This is a genomic window from Streptomyces sp. A3M-1-3 (genome assembly GCF_024213665.1).
Taxonomy (GTDB): domain Bacteria; phylum Actinomycetota; class Actinomycetes; order Streptomycetales; family Streptomycetaceae; genus Streptomyces.
Genome location: NZ_JANAVP010000011.1, coordinates 122,338 through 138,353, shown reverse-complemented (window position 1 = coordinate 138,353; position 16,016 = coordinate 122,338). Strand labels below are relative to the sequence as shown.

The window sequence follows — 16,016 nt, the reverse complement described above, 5'->3', positions numbered from 1 at the left end:
CCATGGCCCGCGCCGGTGTCGCCCTGTCCGCGCCCCTGGCAGTCGGCCTGGCCACCGGCCGGCCGGTGTACGGGGCGCTTGTCTCGATGGGGGCGCTGTCCGGGGTCATCGGCGACACCGCCGACGCGTACCGGATGCGGATCCTCAACATCGCCGTGCCGCAGACCTTCGGCGCGATCGGCGTCACGCTCGGCACCCTCGTGTATGGCGAGGGCTGGCTCGCGGTCGCCGTGCTCACCCTGGTCGCGCTCGTCTCCGGCATGATCTCGTCGATCGGCGCGGTCGCGTCCGTATCCGGGCTGGTGCTCCTGCTCAACGCCGTCGTCGGAGCGGGCCTGCCGATGCCGGAGCCGTGGTGGAAGGCCCCGGTCCTGCTGTTTCTCGGCGGGATGTTCGTGCTGCTGCTGACCCTGCTGGGGTGGCCGGTGCGCGGCGGGGTGCCGGAGCGGGCCGCGGTCGCGGCCACATACCGGTCGCTCGCCGCGTTGCTGGAGGCCGCGGGTACGGAGGAGTACGACGACCGCCGCCAGGACGTCACCCAGTCGCTCAACCAGGCGTACGACCTGATCCTCGCCCGGCGCATGCGCAACCACGGCCGCAGTGCGGCGCTGGTACGGCTGCTGGCCCAGCTCAACGTGGTCATCCCGCTCGTCGAGGCGGCGCCCGCCGCCCATCTGGCCGCCCGGCTGCGCGGCCGGCCGCTGCCCGACCCGATCCCGTCCGCCGTACGGGACCTGGCCGATGCCGTCGAGGAGGGCCGCACAGGGACGGTGGAGTGGGAGCTGCCCACGCCCCGGACCCCTTCGGAACGGGCGGTCGACGCCGCGCTGCGGCACGCGGCGGCGGTCGTACACGAGAGCGAACCGGACTCTCTCTACGCGGACGACCGACTCGGCCGGCCGGCGGCGCTTGGCGTACGGCTGCGGCGAGGGGCGCGGGGCGTCTTGTTGTCCGGGGCGTCCTGGCGCTACGGGCTGCGGCTCGCGCTGTGCATCGGCCTGGCGCAGTCCCTGGTCTCGCTGGTGGCCGTGCCGCGCTCGTACTGGGTGGCGCTCACGGTCACGTTCGTCCTCAAGCCGGACTTCGGGTCGGTCTTCTCGCGGGCCGTACTGCGCGCCCTCGGCACGGCGGCGGGTCTGGTCGTCGCAACGGCGGTGCTCGCGGAGGTGCCGCGCGGCTGGTGGGACGTGCCGGTGATGGTGGTGCTGGCGGCGCTGATCCCGGCGTTCTCGACGAAGGGGTACGCGTTCCAGACCGCGGCCATCACGCCGGTGATCCTGCTGCTCTCCGACCTCCTGAACCGGGAGGGCACGGGTCTACTGCTGCCGCGCCTGGTGGACAGCCTCATCGGCTGCGCGATCGCGCTGGTCGCGGGCTATCTGCTGTGGCCCGAGAGCTGGCACACGCGGATCGGGGACCGGCTGGCGGACGCGGTCGACGATGCGGCGCGCTATGTCGAGCAGGCGTTCGCGACGGAGGTCGCGGAGGACCAGGCGGCGCGGGTGCGGGCGCGCCGCCGGATCTATCGCGATCTGTCGGTCGTACGGTCCGAGTTCCAGCGGGCACTGACCGAACCCCCGCCCATGGGGGCGCGGGCCGCCGCGTGGTGGCCACTGGTCGTCGCGGTCGAGCGGATCGTCGACGCGACGACGGCGGCGCGAGTCCGGGTGGACCACGGTGCGGACGGCCCGGCCCCGGCGGAGGTCGACGGAATCACGGGCCAGCTAAGGGAGTTGGCGGCGAACCTGCGCAGCAGCGACACGCTGGTGGAGGTCCGCACCGCCCCGGCGACAAACCAGCACAGCGTACTGACCCCGCTGGCCCAGGAAGTAACAGCAGCCCGAGCCATCGCATCCCCGCGCCGCTGAGGGGGGTGACGGGAGCGGGTGCGCGTGGTTCGGCGTAACCCGGGGCCGCCCGGCTTGAGAGTCTGGCGTGCCCCGACTCCCTGTAAAGGGCGCTTCTGCGTCGCGTCGCTGCGCGATTCCGCTTCGCTGCACCCTTGACAGCGAGCCGCGTCCCGCGACTGCGGATGTACGTCGGGCGGCCCCGGGGAGCGGGGCCAGGCACATCAGCTGCTCGGGCGGTCGGGCCCACCCCGGACAGATCGCGCCCCGAGCCACAGGCCGCCACTGCTCCCCAGAACACGGCACCCGACGCCACGGCGCGGACGCGCTCCGGCGCCTCGGCCGACACGTCCACGCGGAGACCGTACGGGCGGTACCCAAGACGTCCGGACTTTCCTCATCAACCTTCGACACGTTCGGTGACTCTTCGTCACTCATTGCGACGTCCTATGTAAGGTAACGCACGGCGGGAGCCTTGCGGTGTGCGAGGGCCGGCCCGTCCGCACATGTCCGGAGAGTGATCATGACGAAGGCGAACACGGTGCCGCAGGCCCCCGGCGGTCTGCCCTTGGTCGGGCACGCTCCCCAGCTGCTGCGGGGCGTACTGGAATTCCTCCGCACGCTGCCCGCCCACGGCGACCTGGTCGGCGTCCGGCTCGGTCCGCTGCGTGGGGTCGTGGTCTGTGATCCGGAGCTGACCAGGGAGATGCTGCGCAGCGATCACATCTTCGACAAGGGCGGTCCGTTCTTCGGGCTGGCGCGCGAGCTGGCCGGACCCAATCTCGCCACCTGCGTGCACGGACAGCACCGGCGCCAGCGCCATCTGGTGCAGCCGGCCTTCGCCCGCGACCGGTTCCCGGCCTACGGCCGTGTCATGTCGCGACGCGCTTCTGCCGTCGCCGGCGACTGGCACGGTGGCCAGGTGGTGGACGTGCTCGCCGAAATACAGCGGATCACCATGAGCACGCTCATGGAGACGATGTTCGCCGACGAAATGCCACTGCCGGTCCAGCGTCGGGCGATCGCCGACCTGAGCACCATCTTCGGCGGCTCGTTCCTGCACGGCATCGTGCCGAACTGGCTGGCGTGGCTGCCCGGCCTACGCAAGCGCATGATCGTCCGGGCGGCCGACCGGCTGCGCGGCGACCTTGCCGTCATCATCTCCGGACGCCGTGCCGACGGCACCGATCACGGCGACCTGCTGTCGGCGCTGCTGGCGTCCGGCGGCGGCACCGACCGGGAGACCACGCGCCGCCCACCCCACAGCGGCTTCACCGAGGCCGAGATCGGTGATCAGGCCATGGCGCTGCTCGGCGCGGGAACCGACACCACCGCCGCCACGCTGGCCTGGGCGCTGCACCTGCTGGCGCAGCATCCCGACATTCAGCGCCGCCTGCACACCGAGGTCGACGATGTCCTGTCAGGCGGTCCGGCGCTCCTGAACCACCTGCCCGAACTGCCGCTGACGGGCCGGATCGTGACCGAGACGCTGCGGCTTTTCCCCCCGGCATGGCTGGTCCCCCGCGTCGTCGCCGTCGACACCGTCCTGGGCTGCCACCGGCTGCCTGCCGGAACCACCGTCTTCTACAGTCCCTACGCCATCCATCACCGCGGCGACCTGTACGAGAACCCCCAGCGATTCGATCCAGATCGGTGGGACGACTCCCGCCGACCGCAGCCCCCGCGCCACACGTATCTCCCCTTCGGCGGCGGGACCCGCAAATGCATCGGCGACCAATTCGCCCTCAGGGAAGCGGTCCTGGCGCTGGCCACCCTCACCGCTCGGTGGCACCTGCATCCCGTCGCCGGCCAGCCCGTGACGGCGTACCCGGGCATCGAACTGCGGCCCCGCGGGCTGCGCCTGCGCGTGACGGCCCGGCCGGGCCGTGCACCGTTCCAACCGACCTCGTCCCCGCGGGGACCCGTTCCGCGAAGGCGGTGACCGCTGCCATGACGGCGCCCCAGGTTCCCGGTCCGACCGATGTCGGCGCGATGTACGACCGGTTCAACGATCTGTTCACCCGTCACCTGGGCGACAACCTGCATCTCGGCTTCTGGACCGATGACCAGGACGACGCCACCGCCACGCAGGCCACCGACCGGATCACCGACACGGTCGCCGACCTACTCGCCCCCGCGCCGGGCACCGAGGTGCTGGACGTGGGCTGCGGCAGCGGCCGGTCCGCCGTCCGGATCGCCGGCCGGCACCGGGTCCACGTCACCGGCATCACCGTCAGCGCGCATCAGGTCCGGCTGGCGCAGGCACGCCCCGGGGCGGGACCGGGCGCGGGCCGGGCCTCGTTCCAGCTCGCCGACGCCATGGAGCTGCCCTTTCCGGACGGCCGGTTCGACGGCGCCTACGCCATCGAGTCGCTGCTGCACATGGCCGACCGTGCCGGAGCCGTGGCGGAGATCGCCCGGACACTGTCCCCGGGAGCGCGTCTGGTGGTGCTCGACTTCTACCAGGACCGCGGCTTCTCTCCGCCGGAGACCGACGTCATGAATCCCGTCTTCCGGGCCTTCCGGCTCCCGCCGCTGCCCGGGGCGGGCGAGTACCAGCAGCACTTGGCCGCGGCCGGTCTGGAGGTGACCGGGCTGGACGACATCACCGGCAACGTCCGCCGCAGCCACCGGCTGATCGCGGACGCGATGCAGAACATCGCCGACGAGTTCGACCTCGATGAGGAGACGCGCGGGCAGCTCCATCGGTATGTGGAGCTGAACGGGATCATCGGCCTTCATCCGGGAGTGCACTACGCACTCATCACCGCGCGTCGCCCCTGACGCTCGCCACGCTTCCCAGATTGAGAGACACGAACGAACGTGATCAGCACGTGCAATCTCCCCGAAGCGCCTGGGAGCTTCCCGGTCCTGGGGCACACTTGGGCCCTGCTGCGCAACCCCATGGGTTTTCTGGCCTCCGTGCCCGACCATGGAGACCTGGTCCAGATCCGGCTCGGGCCGCTGCGCGCGGTCATGGTGTGCGATCCGGAACTCGTCGCCCGGGTACTGACGGACGACCGCACCTTCGACAAGGCGGGCGGGCTGTTCGAGCGCGACGGCCGGGCGGCGCTAGGGGACGGACTGGCTACGTGTCCGCACAGCCGGCACCGTCGGCAGCGGCGGCTGATCCAGCCCGCCTTTCACCGCTCCCGTATGCCCGGATACGCGGCGACGATGGCCGAACAGGCCGACGCCGTGTGTCGCGGGTGGCGGGAGGGCCAAGTGGTGGACATCCCCGGGGAGATGAAGGACATCACCATGAGGTCGCTGTCGGCCACGCTGTTCGCCGGCACGCTGACCGCGTCCCGGGCCCTGTCCCTGGCGGACCTCGACACGATCATGGCCGGGATCTACCGGGCCACGGTGACCCCGCCGTGGCTCGCACGGCTTCCCACCCCCCGCAACCGCCGCTTCCGCCGGGTCAGCGCGCGCATTCACCGGACCCTGCACGCGCTGATCGTCGAGCGCCGGCGGGAGGGCATCGACCGCGGCGACCTGCTGTCCGCACTGCTGGCCGCCCGGGACCCGGAGGGCAGCGGCGCCGGCCGTGGCCTGACCGACACCGAAATCGGCGACCAGGTCGTCACCTTCTTCGTCGCCGGCACCGAGACGAGCGCCGTCACGGTGTCCTGGGCCCTGCACCTGCTGGCCCGCCACCCCGCCGTGCAGGCCCGGGTGCACGCCGAGATCGACGCCGCGCTCGCCACCGCTCCGCTCGGCATCGACGCCCTCGACAGGCTGGAGCTGACCGGCCGGGTCATCGCCGAGACGCTCCGGCTCTACCCCCTGCCCTGGCTGTGCGCGCGGAGCGTCACCAGCGACACCGCCCTCGGCCGCCATCTCCTGCCCGCGGGCACCACCGTGGTCTACGCGCCGTACGTGATCCACCACCAGAGCGGTGTCTACGACCATCCGGACCGCTTCGACCCCGACCGCTGGGACCCAGCGCGTCCGCAGCCTCCGCGGCACTCCTACATCCCCTTCGGCGGCGGTGCACGCAAGTGCATCGGAGACGAGTTCGGCACCATCCAGGCGACGCTCGTCCTGGCCACCGTTCTCGCGCACTGGCGACTGGAGCACGTCCCCGGCCCGCCGATCCGCCCCACCCTGACCATCGTGCCGGGCCCCGGGAACCTGCGGATGCGCGCGACCCGCCGCACCTCGTAGCGCCGCCCCCGCAGACTCGCCAGAGCGAACGGCGTGGCAGCGTCCATAACCACCTTCAGTACGTAGAGTAATGACTGATTGCGCTGCGTAGCGGAGGATGTGGCCGCACGCCAGGCCGGAGGAGGACGTGGTGAAGACTCAGGTGACATCCCAAAGCCTCGGCAACGAGGATCCGGCGGACGGCAGGGCGATACTCGCCCGTACACGCGCTCTCATCACACCTGCCCTGCGCGAGGCGGTGGCAGGGCTACAGCCGGACATGGGACGCGTCGTGGGCTATCACCTGGGTACGCACGACCGTCACGGCGCCCCGGCGAACGACGACGGCGGCAAGGCCTTCCGCCCGGCACTGGTGCTGCTGGCGTGCCAGGCGGTGCGCGGCGATCCGGCACAGGCGTTGCCCGCCGCGATCGCGGTGGAGTTGGCGCACAACGCCTCCCTGATCCACGACGACATCATCGACGGCGACCGTACGCGCCGTGGGCGGCCCGCGGTGTGGCGCATGTTCGGGGTCCCCACCGCCATCCTGGCCGGCGACGCGCTGTTCTTCCTGGCCATCCAGGTGCTGGCCGAATCGCCGGCGCTGGCCGGCCGGGGCGTGACGGTCCTCACCGCCGCCGTACAGCGGCTGATCGAGGGCGAGCACGCCGACGTGCTGATGGCGGGCCAGGACGGCACCGCCCTCGCCGACGCCCAGGAGATGGCCGCCGCCAAGACCGCGGCCCTGATCGCGGCCTCCTGCGCTCTGGGGGCCATCGCCGGAGGCGCCACGGACGACCAGGTCGAAGGGTTGCGCGGCTTCGGCCGGCACCTGGGCGAGGCCTTCCAGCTGATGGACGACCTGCAGGGCATCTGGGGCAATCCCGCCGTGACCGGCAAGCCGACCTCCGACCTGGCCGCCGGCAAGAAGTCGCTGCCCGTCGCGTTCGCCCTGGCCGGTGAGGGCCGGCCCAGCGCCGAACTGGCCGCGCTGTACGCGAGCGACCGCACGCTGTGCCTCGAGCAACTGCTCCGTGTCGCCGACCTGGTGGAGGCGGCCGGCGGCCGGGCTTGGGCCCTCGCGGAGGCCGAACGCCACATCCGTCAGGCACAGTCGCTGCTGCAGGACACCGGATACGACCCGGACACCGCTGCGCGCCTCGTCGCCCTCGGCGGCCTGATCAGGACCATGGGCCGACGCACCTGACCGGCGGTGTGGACGCACCACTACGAGAGAGATGGATGCCGTGTCCGACACGGAACGCGCAGCGCGGATCTCCGCGTCCTTGGACGTGGCGGTGGCGGCCCTGCTGTCCGAACAGTCACCGGAAGGGTGTTGGGAGGGCGATCTCGACAACAAGGTCAGTGTGGACGCCCACCACCTGCTGGCACACCGGTTCCTCGGCCTCGGGCAGGCCGCGCAGGGCGAGGCCGTCCTGGCCTGGATTCGCGGGGAGCAGACCGCCACGGGCGGCTGGCCCAATTTCGCGGGCGGACCGGACGACGTGTCGACGACGGTGATGGCCTACCTGGCGCTGCGGATGGAGGGCGAACCGCCCGGGCTGCCGCGCATGCGGGCGGCGGCCGAGCGCATCCATCAGCTCGGAGGCCCGGCCGCCTGCCGCACCTCCACCCGGCTGTGGCTGGCTCTGTTCGGGCTCGGGCCGTGGAGCGAGGTGAAGGCGCTACCCCCTGAAATCGTGCTGCTGCCCTCGCGGGGGCCCCTCTGTCTGGACGACTTCGCCGACTGGGCCCGCTATCTCGTCGTGCCGCTCTCGGTCATCACGACGTTGCGCCCGGTCCGGCCAACGGACATCGACTTCAGCGAGATCTGCGGCCCGCATCCCCCGGTGCAGCACGGCCCGCGGGCCACGGCGGCGCGTCTTCGCGCAAGCGCCCCGCCCTCCCCGCTGCGCGCCCGCGCCCTCGCGCGCGCCGGCGCATGGCTGCGGGAGCGGCAGCAGAGCGACGGCGGCTGGAACGGCACTCACTCGGCGACCGTCTACGCCATGATCGCCCTCCACCTGCTGGGCGGGCCCGGCGAGGAGGCGGTGCGGCGCGCCGCCGAGGGAGTCACCGGGTTCGTCCGGCCCCGTGGAGAGGGGCTCAGCAGGGTGCAGTTCTCGCGCGGACCGGTGTGGGACACCGCGCTGAGCCTGATGGCCCTGCGCGCGGCGGGCGTCGAACACGACCATCCCGCCCTGCGGAAGGCCCGCGGCTGGCTCCTCGGACTGCAGACCCGCGATCGCGGGGACTGGGGTGCGCACCGCCCCGGCCTGCCGCCCGGCGGCTGGTCCTTCCAGAGTGCCAACCGGATCAGCCCCGACACCGACGACACGGCCATCGTGCTGTGCGCGTTCCAGGACGGCCCGGCGGGGAACGATCCCCTTCTGCGCGCCGCCGTGGAGCGCGGGCGTCGGTGGCTGGCGGGTATGGAGTGGCGCGACGGCGGCTGGGCCGCGTTCGACGCCGACGCCCGGGTACGCCGGGTCCTGCGGCTGCCCCTGCACGACGGGCGGGCGGTGACCGATCCACCCACCGCGGACGTCACGGCCCATGTCGTGGAGGCCTTGGCGCAGGCGGGCCCGGAACACGCGCCAGCGGTTCGCCGCGGAGTGCGCTGGCTCCTGCGCCGCCAGGAACCGGACGGCTCCTGGTTCGGCCAGTGGGGATGCAACTACCTGTACGGCACGACGGCGGCCCTGTGCGCGCTGGCCACGGCGGGCACGGACCGTGGCCATGCCGCCGTTCGCAACGCCGTGAACTGGCTCTACTCACGGCAGAACGACGACGGCGGCTGGGGCGAGGACCAGCGCTCCTACCGCTACGGCGAGTGGAGCGGCCGCGGGGAGACCACCGCGTCCCAGACGGCGTGGGTGCTGCATGCGCTGATCGCCACCGGTGAGCGCGGCCGGCGTCTCGCCGCCGGAGTCGACTGGCTGCTGAACCACCAGGAACCGTCAGGCCTGTGGCGGGAAACGCCGTACACCGGCACGGGGTTCCCCTGGGACGCGCCGATCCGCTACGGCTCCTACCCGCGCGTCTTCCCCCTCCTCGCCCTGGACGCCTACCGCCGGACCTTGGCCGACCCGGAAGTGGCAGCCGCGCACCGGTGAGACCGCACCTCCGCACTGCCCCCTACCAGGTGAGAAGGCGACCATGAAGAATCCGAGCCGAGGCATCCGCTCGTCCGGCGAGCCGAGCCCGCTGCCTTCCGTCCTGGCGGACACCGCGCCACAGCAGTGGACCCCCTCCGACCGAGCCGTCGCGGCACAACGGCAGGCCCTCGACTGGCTGCACCGCCACGAGCTTGCACCGGATGCGAGGATCCGCGAGCAGATCGAAGGCATCCACGTGGGAGCCGCGTTCGTCATGCTGTTCCCCCGGGCGAAGCCGGAGATCCAGGAGCTGGCGAGCGACGTCTTCACCTGGATCACGGCCTTCGGGGACGTCCTGGTGGACGGCCGCGAGGTGCGGGACCGGGACTTCACCGCACTCATGCTGCAGCTCTCCGAACTGCTCCACGGCACCTCCGGCGCCGAGTCCGGCACCGGATTCGCCGCCGCGCTGGTCGACATCCTGCACCGCTCCGACGACCTGCTGCCACCCGAGCACGGCCATCGGGTGAGGCAGGCGCTCAACTCGTTCGTCATGACGCAGAACTGGCACGTCAACACGTTGGCGAACGGGCTCCGCCCCGCCCTGGCGGAGTATGTCGTCGCGCGGCGCCACCTGGTGGGCGGCTGGGCGCTGATCGCCTTGCTCGGTCCGCTGGAGGATTTCCGGTTCTCCGCCCGGCAGTACCGGGATCCGCAGGCGGCAGAGCTGAACGAGGCGGCCTGCAACCTGCTGGCGTGGCTGAACGACCTCAGGTCCTACGAGCGGGAGAGCAGGGCCGGGGACGCGGAACTCACGCTGCCGTCGATCGTCATGCGGGACCGGAACTGCACCGCGGGGGTGAGTCTGGCGATCGTGGCCGAGATGTGCGACGCGCAGACGGCGGACGCACAACGGCTGACAGCCCGGTCGCACGCCGACGGGGACCGAGAGATGGCGGACTACGGGGAGCTGGTCTGCGGGCTCATGGGACACATCGCGCACTGGCACACCACCATCGCCGCCGACCGTTACCGCTGACGCAGACCGGGAGCACGATGAGCAACGAACGCCCGGCCCGCCTCCCGTCCCTGACCGGACTGCGCTGCGTGCTGGGCCTCACCACGCTGCTTTGCCACGCACTGTACGTCTTCTACGCGGGACCGGCCCTCAATTCCACGGCCATCCAGGTCGTGCTGCTGGTGGGCCGGATCGGCGTGACGTGTTTCTTCGTGCTGTCCGGCTTCGTGCTCACCTGGTCGGCCCGTATCGGGCACAGTGCCACCTCCTTCTGGCGGCGGCGCGCCTGGAAGATCATGCCGAACCATGTCCTGGCCTGGACGATCGGCATGGTGTTCATCCTGCTGACGGGAGTCCGGCCGCCGTTCAGCGCGGGCGGCCAGGAGATCACACCGACCGATATCTGGTGCCTGCTGCTGGTGTCGGGATGGTGGCCGGCCCGGCACGACGGCGGCCCCAACCCGGCGATCTGGACGGTCACCTGCGAGGTCTTCTTCTACGTCCTGTTCCCTGTGCTGTTCGCCGCGCTCCACCGGCTGTCCGGCCGCGGCCTGAAGCGCACCTGGCTGATCGTCGCAGGGATCATTGTCGTTCTTCCGCTGCCGGTGTCGCTGATCCCGGGACCGCCGCTGACGGAATCGCTGGGTGTCAACTACGTCACTCTGTGGGCCTGTTTCGTGTTCCCGCTCACCCGGTCGCTGGAGTTCGTCCTCGGCATGGCCACGGCTCGCCTGCTCCAGACCGGCCAATGGCCGCGTGCGATTCCGAGAAGCGTGACTTTGGGGCTGCCGCTCCTGATGTGCGCGCTGTTGCCATTCCTCCCTCCCCATTACGCGCTGGGGCCGGTGTTCGCCATGCACTCTGCTGCCCTGATCGCCGCCGTCGCCCGCAGCGACATCAAGGGCACCGCCGGGATGCTGGCCGGGCCGAAGGCCGTTCTCCTGGGCGAGGCCTCCTACGCGCTGTACATCATCCACCTCCCCCTCCTGTTGATCGCAGCGCACTGGATCGGGCCGGTCGGCGGGACGTGGGCGTTCGCCCTCACGATGACCTGCATGGCCGTGATGCCGCTGCTGACGCTGCCGGTCTACTGGTATTTCGAGAAGCCACTGCTGCTCCGCTACAGCCGTTCCGCGCCGGCGCGCGCGACGTCCCCGGCAGCTGCCGAACCTGCCCGCAGCCAGAAGCCGTTGAGCGCACAGAGTCCGACAGACGCATGACCCACCGCAGTCGACCAAGGAAGGACGCCCGATGTCGTCGTTCTCCGCGCCCGCCGATTGTCACACCATTCCCGTGGGGAGGACGGTGCGCGGGCTGTGCACGGGTGGACTGCTCGGCGCTCTGAACCAGGTCCAGGCGGAGTCGCAGGGAGGCATCGGGCAACTGCGCCTGGGCCCGTTCCGGCCCCTGGTGGTGTCGCATCCCGACCATCTCGACCACATCCTGCGCCGCAACAGCGGCAACTACACGCGGGGAACGGCGCTGTGGAAGGCGCTGCGTCGGCTGACCGGCAACGGCATCACGGGCGAGGGCGACCCGTGGCGGGTCAGCCGCGACATCATCCAGTCGGGACTGTCGGCGCGCTGCCTGCAGGAGATGGGCGACCAGATGCTCACCGCGATGACGGACGCGGTGGAGGACCTGGGCCGGCGCGCGCTGCACGAGGGTCCGGTGGACTCGTTGGTGGAGATGCAGCGCATCGTCCACAGGGTCATCAACCCGGTGTTCTTCGGCTCACGCATCCCGCAGTCGCAGTGCGACCGGCTCGGCGCGGCGGTCTCCACGGCGCTCAGAGGGGCGATGCGGCGGATGGCCGTACCGTTCGTGCCCCTGGCGGTGCCGATGCCGGGCGACCGCTCCTTCCACCGGGGCAGAAACACCGTGTTCGAGATCCTGCGCCCGGTGATCGAGCACGCGCGCACCCAGCCGCGTAACGGTGCCGACCTGATGACCAGGATGCTCAACGGCACCCACGCGGACGGCCGTCCGCTGTCGGCCGATCACATCACGCACGACGTCATCGCACTGTTCTTCGCCGGCTCGGAGACCAGCGCAGCCACCCTGAACTGGGTGTGGCTCCTGCTCGGCCGCCATCCCGAGGCCGCCGCGGAGGTGCGGCGGGAGACGGAACGGGTGCTGGCCGGGGGCCCGCCGCGGCGCGAGCACGTCCGGCAGCTCACCTACACCCAGATGGTCATCTCCGAGGTGATGCGGCTGTACCCAATGGCGTGGATGCTGGGACGCACCGCGATCGGCGACGACGTCATCGACGGGACGCCCGTCCGGGCCGGTACCACGCTGGCGCTGTCCCCGTTCCTGACCCACCGCCTGCCCCAGTTCTGGGAGCGGCCGCTTGAGTTCGCCCCCGAGCGCTTCACCCGGCAGGCGATCCGGGCCCGTCACCCGCTGGCCTACCTCCCGTTCGGTGACGGTGCACACAGCTGCGTCGGGCAGTCGTTCTTCACCCAGGAGGCCACGCTCGTCCTGGCGACCATGATGAACCGCTACGACGTGACCGTGCTGAACGCCGTCACACCGCGCTTCACGTGGACCATGAACCCGTGCGAACGGGTCCGGCTGCTGCTCCGGCCGCGCAGCTGACGGGATCCGTAACTCACCGCGCCTCTTCGGCGGCGATGGGATCCGGCACGAGCGTCGACGGCACGCCCACGTGTGTCCGACGCCGCCGCGGCACCGAGAAGCGGCTTACGAGCGGTGCCTCGAAGAACCGGAAGACCACCAGGCCGAGCAGTACGCAGATCACCATGTAGGCAACGATCAGCAGCACCGACTCCCCCACGGGCACAGGCCGGTCCAGGTCGAGCAGATACAGGCCGATCATCAGAACCGGCGCCTGGACGAGATACAGCGCGTAGGACGACTCCCCCAGCGCCATCGGAACAGGGCGGGCCAGCCGGCCCGTACGGCCGTCGATGTCAGCCAGCGCCACTGCCGCGACCACCAGGGTGACCGGCACGGTGAAGGTGCCTCCGAACAGGCACTGGAGAGGCAGTACGGGCATCAGTGCGGCCGAGACGGCCAGCGGAACGGCGATCACCGTCCGGGACAGCCGGGGCCAGCGGCCGGTCTGGACGAGCCTGGCGGTCACGACGCCCAGGGCGAACTCCGGGAGCCGCACCGGGGGCAGGAAGTAGCTGAACCACAGGCTGTTGTCGTCGAGCCTCAGGGGGTCGCCGTGTGCAAGGCCGTGAACGGCGACGGGAATCCAGGGCAGGACGACCGTGGCGATGGCCAGCGCCCACCACGCGTGCGAGAGCCTGCTGTCCGGGCACTTCCGGACAGCGAGGGCCAGCAGTGGGAACACCACGTAGAAGAACGCCTCGCACGACAGCGACCACGTGGGGATGTTGAAGCTTCCGATCACTCCCCAGTCCGGGACCCAGTTCTGCACGAGGAACAGTTGCAGGACAGCTGCGCGCAGGGAGTTCTCCCCGACAAGGTCGGGCAGGGGTTGCGGGGTGACGAACAAGTAGATCGCCACGACGATCCCCAGACACAGGGCATGGTTCGGGAAGATCTTCCAGAAGCGGCGGCGCCAGAAGGCACGGGCACCGTGGCCGGGGCGGTACGTCCAGGCCAGGAGGAACCCCGACAGGACGAAGAAACCGCTCATCGCCGCCGTTCCGGGGGGCAGCGTGGCGTACGCCAATGTCCTCAACGTGCCGGTGAAGAGGTCCGGCGCCACGACCGCGTGGGCCAGCAGGGCGACGAAGGCCAGCGCCCATCGCAGTCCGGTCAAGGAGGGCAGTGTGAGGTTCCTGTCCTGCATGGGCATCTCCCGGCACCGCAGGCAGGCGGCCCGGTCGGAAGGACCGGGTCCCGGACACCCACCCATCGATTGCTCACTGTAATGCCTGATAACAGTGTGTTACCGCAGGCTGTCGCTGCTTCACACCGCTCGAGTGATGAGGTCGGCGGCACGCCAGGCCATGGCCATGATCGGGCCGTTGAGATTGCCGGCGACCATGACGGGCAGGACCGAGCAGTCGACGACGCGGAGACTGCTGACTCCGCGCACCCGCAGTTCCGGGTCGACAACGTCCTCGTCCGCCGGGCCCATCGCGCAGGTGCCGATGGCGTGGAATCCGCAGTAACCGCCGGTGAGAGCCGCGTCGACGATGTCCTCCTCGGACCGTACGCCGCGGCCGGGAAAGGTCTCGTGGGCAACCCATGAGGCAATCGGCTCGCCGGTGACGAATTCACGCATGCGGCGCATCAGGTCAGCGCCCACCCGGCGGTCGTGAACAGTGCTGAAGAAACGGGGGTCGATGTCCAGTTCGCCGTCCGGGTCGGCCGAGGTGATCGCCACCGTCCCTTCCGAGGTCGGCCGCAGGACCTGGCCGGCGATGGAGAAACCGGGCTCCCGTTCGATCCGCACCGCCTTGCCCGGCACGTAGGCGCCGGCAGACCACGGGGCGAACAGGAGCATCCCGTCGGGCCGGTCCAGCTCCGGCCGGGTCCTGAGGAACGCGATGACCTCATAGGCAGGGGTGGCGAGTGGTCCTCCGCGCGTCGCCGCGTACTTCATCGCCGCCAGGGCCTGGGCAGCCGGGGTGGCCAGTTTCCTGTTGAGCCCCGCGTCCTTGTTCAACCGGACTCGTATGGCCAGGCCGCGGTGTTCGCGCAACCGGGCGCCGACGTTGGTCCGGTCCAGCCGGACGCCGACGCCTGCCGCGCGCAGCACCTCGGCAGGCCCGATGCCGGACAGCTGCAGCAGCCTCGGGGTCTCCAGGCTGCCCAGGCTGAGCACGACCTCACGCGCGGCGTAGTAGTCGGTGACGGCACCGCCCGGCGTGCGCGTGCGGACGCCGACGGCCTTGTCGCCCTCGAAGAGGATCTCCGTGATGCGGGTCCCGGTCAGGACCGCCAGGTTGGGCCGCTTGCGCACGGGATGCAGGAAGGCGTCGGCGGCACTCCATCGCCGGCCCGCCACCATGGTGCACATGGCGGGGCCGATGCGCTCCTCGTCGGACTCGTTGACATCGGTCACCGGGGTCAAACCGACCGCGGCGCCGGTGGCGATCAGTTCGCCGCAGAGCGGATCGAGATCGGCCGCCGCGCAGACATGCAGGGGGCCTCCGCGGCCGCGGGTCGCGGACGCGCCGAAGGCGTTGTCCTCGATCGCCCGGAAAACCGGCAGCATCGTGTCCCAGCCCCAGCCGGGGTTCCCCAGCCGTACGAGTTCGTCGTAGTCGGCCTGCTGTCCCCGGTTGTAGATCAGCCCGTTCACCGAGCTGGACCCGCCCAGGACCCTGCCGCGTGTCCACTGCTCGGACTGTCCCCCCGCCTTGAGCTGCCGAGTCCGGTAGACCCAGGACACCTTGGGGTTCATGAACAGCTTGCCGACCCCTTTGGGAACCCTGATGTACGGGCTGCGATCCACCACTCCGGCCTCGATGAGCAGCACCCGTCTGCCGGGATCCGCCGTCAGCCGGTTGGCCAGCACACAACCCGCAGATCCGGCACCAGCAATCACGTAGTCGAACATCGTTCCCCTCTGGCACACGTCGGCCGCAAGCGGCGCGTCCACATACCAGCCATATACCGGGGACGTACGGAGATACCCCGAACCGCGGCGAAGTCGCCGGGATGGCTGAGCGGGTGTCGCTGACGTCGAGCGTCAGGCGGTGACGCCCGCCGGTCTGGTCCTTGAACCGGACCGGCAGGGGCTGCTGGTCACTGCGAGGCGAACGTCGGCCTCGGGGCGGATCTGAACGACAAGTTCGAGTCCGTAGAGGTCGGCAGCCAGGTCAAGGCGGCCTGCTGGCAGTACGGCCAGTACGAAGGAAGCTACCTCGGGCACTCGCCGACCACGCCGAACGGGAGGCGTACCCCGAGGCCGTCGAAGCGGCCCACGTCGACTTCGCTGCCCTTACCAACGGC

Annotated in this window: 11 protein-coding genes; 9 read left to right on the top strand and 2 right to left on the bottom strand. The window is 70.9% G+C overall.

Features of this window, described 5'->3' with window-relative positions; all coding sequences use genetic code 11:
* Positions 1–2 precede the first annotated feature (2 nt).
* From NLX86_RS15125 to NLX86_RS15085, 9 genes are all read left to right on the top strand, one after another.
* Positions 3–1,868, top strand: coding sequence for an FUSC family protein (locus NLX86_RS15125; protein ID WP_254372271.1), 1,866 nt, complete (start codon positions 3–5; stop codon positions 1,866–1,868).
* Positions 1,869–2,370: 502 nt separating this feature from the next.
* Entirely contained in the window at positions 2,371–3,789 is a 1,419-nt protein-coding gene (locus NLX86_RS15120; RefSeq protein WP_254372204.1) for a cytochrome P450, read from the top strand.
* Between the two features lie 8 nt (positions 3,790–3,797).
* Positions 3,798–4,631, top strand: coding sequence for a methyltransferase domain-containing protein (locus tag NLX86_RS15115; RefSeq protein WP_254372203.1), 834 nt, complete (start codon positions 3,798–3,800; stop codon positions 4,629–4,631).
* 138 nt (positions 4,632–4,769) lie between these two features.
* Complete coding sequence (locus tag NLX86_RS15110) at positions 4,770–6,017, top strand: cytochrome P450 (protein ID WP_374213886.1); 1,248 nt, start codon at positions 4,770–4,772, stop codon at positions 6,015–6,017.
* Positions 6,018–6,147: 130 nt separating this feature from the next.
* Entirely contained in the window at positions 6,148–7,203 is a 1,056-nt protein-coding gene (locus NLX86_RS15105) for a polyprenyl synthetase family protein (RefSeq protein WP_254372202.1), read from the top strand.
* Positions 7,204–7,243: 40 nt separating this feature from the next.
* Entirely contained in the window at positions 7,244–9,112 is a 1,869-nt protein-coding gene (gene shc, locus NLX86_RS15100) for a squalene--hopene cyclase (RefSeq protein WP_254372201.1), read from the top strand.
* Between the two features lie 43 nt (positions 9,113–9,155).
* Complete coding sequence (locus NLX86_RS15095; protein WP_254372200.1) at positions 9,156–10,133, top strand: hypothetical protein; 978 nt, start codon at positions 9,156–9,158, stop codon at positions 10,131–10,133.
* Between the two features lie 17 nt (positions 10,134–10,150).
* Positions 10,151–11,332 (top strand): acyltransferase, encoded by a 1,182-nt coding sequence (locus tag NLX86_RS15090; RefSeq protein ID WP_254372199.1) that lies wholly within the window; start codon positions 10,151–10,153, stop codon positions 11,330–11,332.
* A gap of 31 nt (positions 11,333–11,363) precedes the next feature.
* Positions 11,364–12,713, top strand: coding sequence for a cytochrome P450 (locus NLX86_RS15085; protein ID WP_254372198.1), 1,350 nt, complete (start codon positions 11,364–11,366; stop codon positions 12,711–12,713).
* A 13-nt stretch (positions 12,714–12,726) separates the two neighbouring features.
* On the opposite strand, the gene NLX86_RS15080 is transcribed toward NLX86_RS15085, so the two are convergent.
* Together NLX86_RS15080 and NLX86_RS15075 are read right to left on the bottom strand one after the other, a co-directional pair.
* The gene (locus NLX86_RS15080; RefSeq protein ID WP_254372197.1) at positions 12,727–13,872 is read right to left on the bottom strand and encodes an acyltransferase; all 1,146 of its coding nucleotides are present in this window, start codon (positions 13,870–13,872) and stop codon (positions 12,727–12,729) included.
* A 150-nt stretch (positions 13,873–14,022) separates the two neighbouring features.
* Positions 14,023–15,621, bottom strand: a complete 1,599-nt coding sequence (locus NLX86_RS15075; RefSeq protein WP_254372196.1) for a GMC family oxidoreductase — start codon at positions 15,619–15,621, stop codon at positions 14,023–14,025.
* Positions 15,622–16,016: the final 395 nt, after the last annotated feature.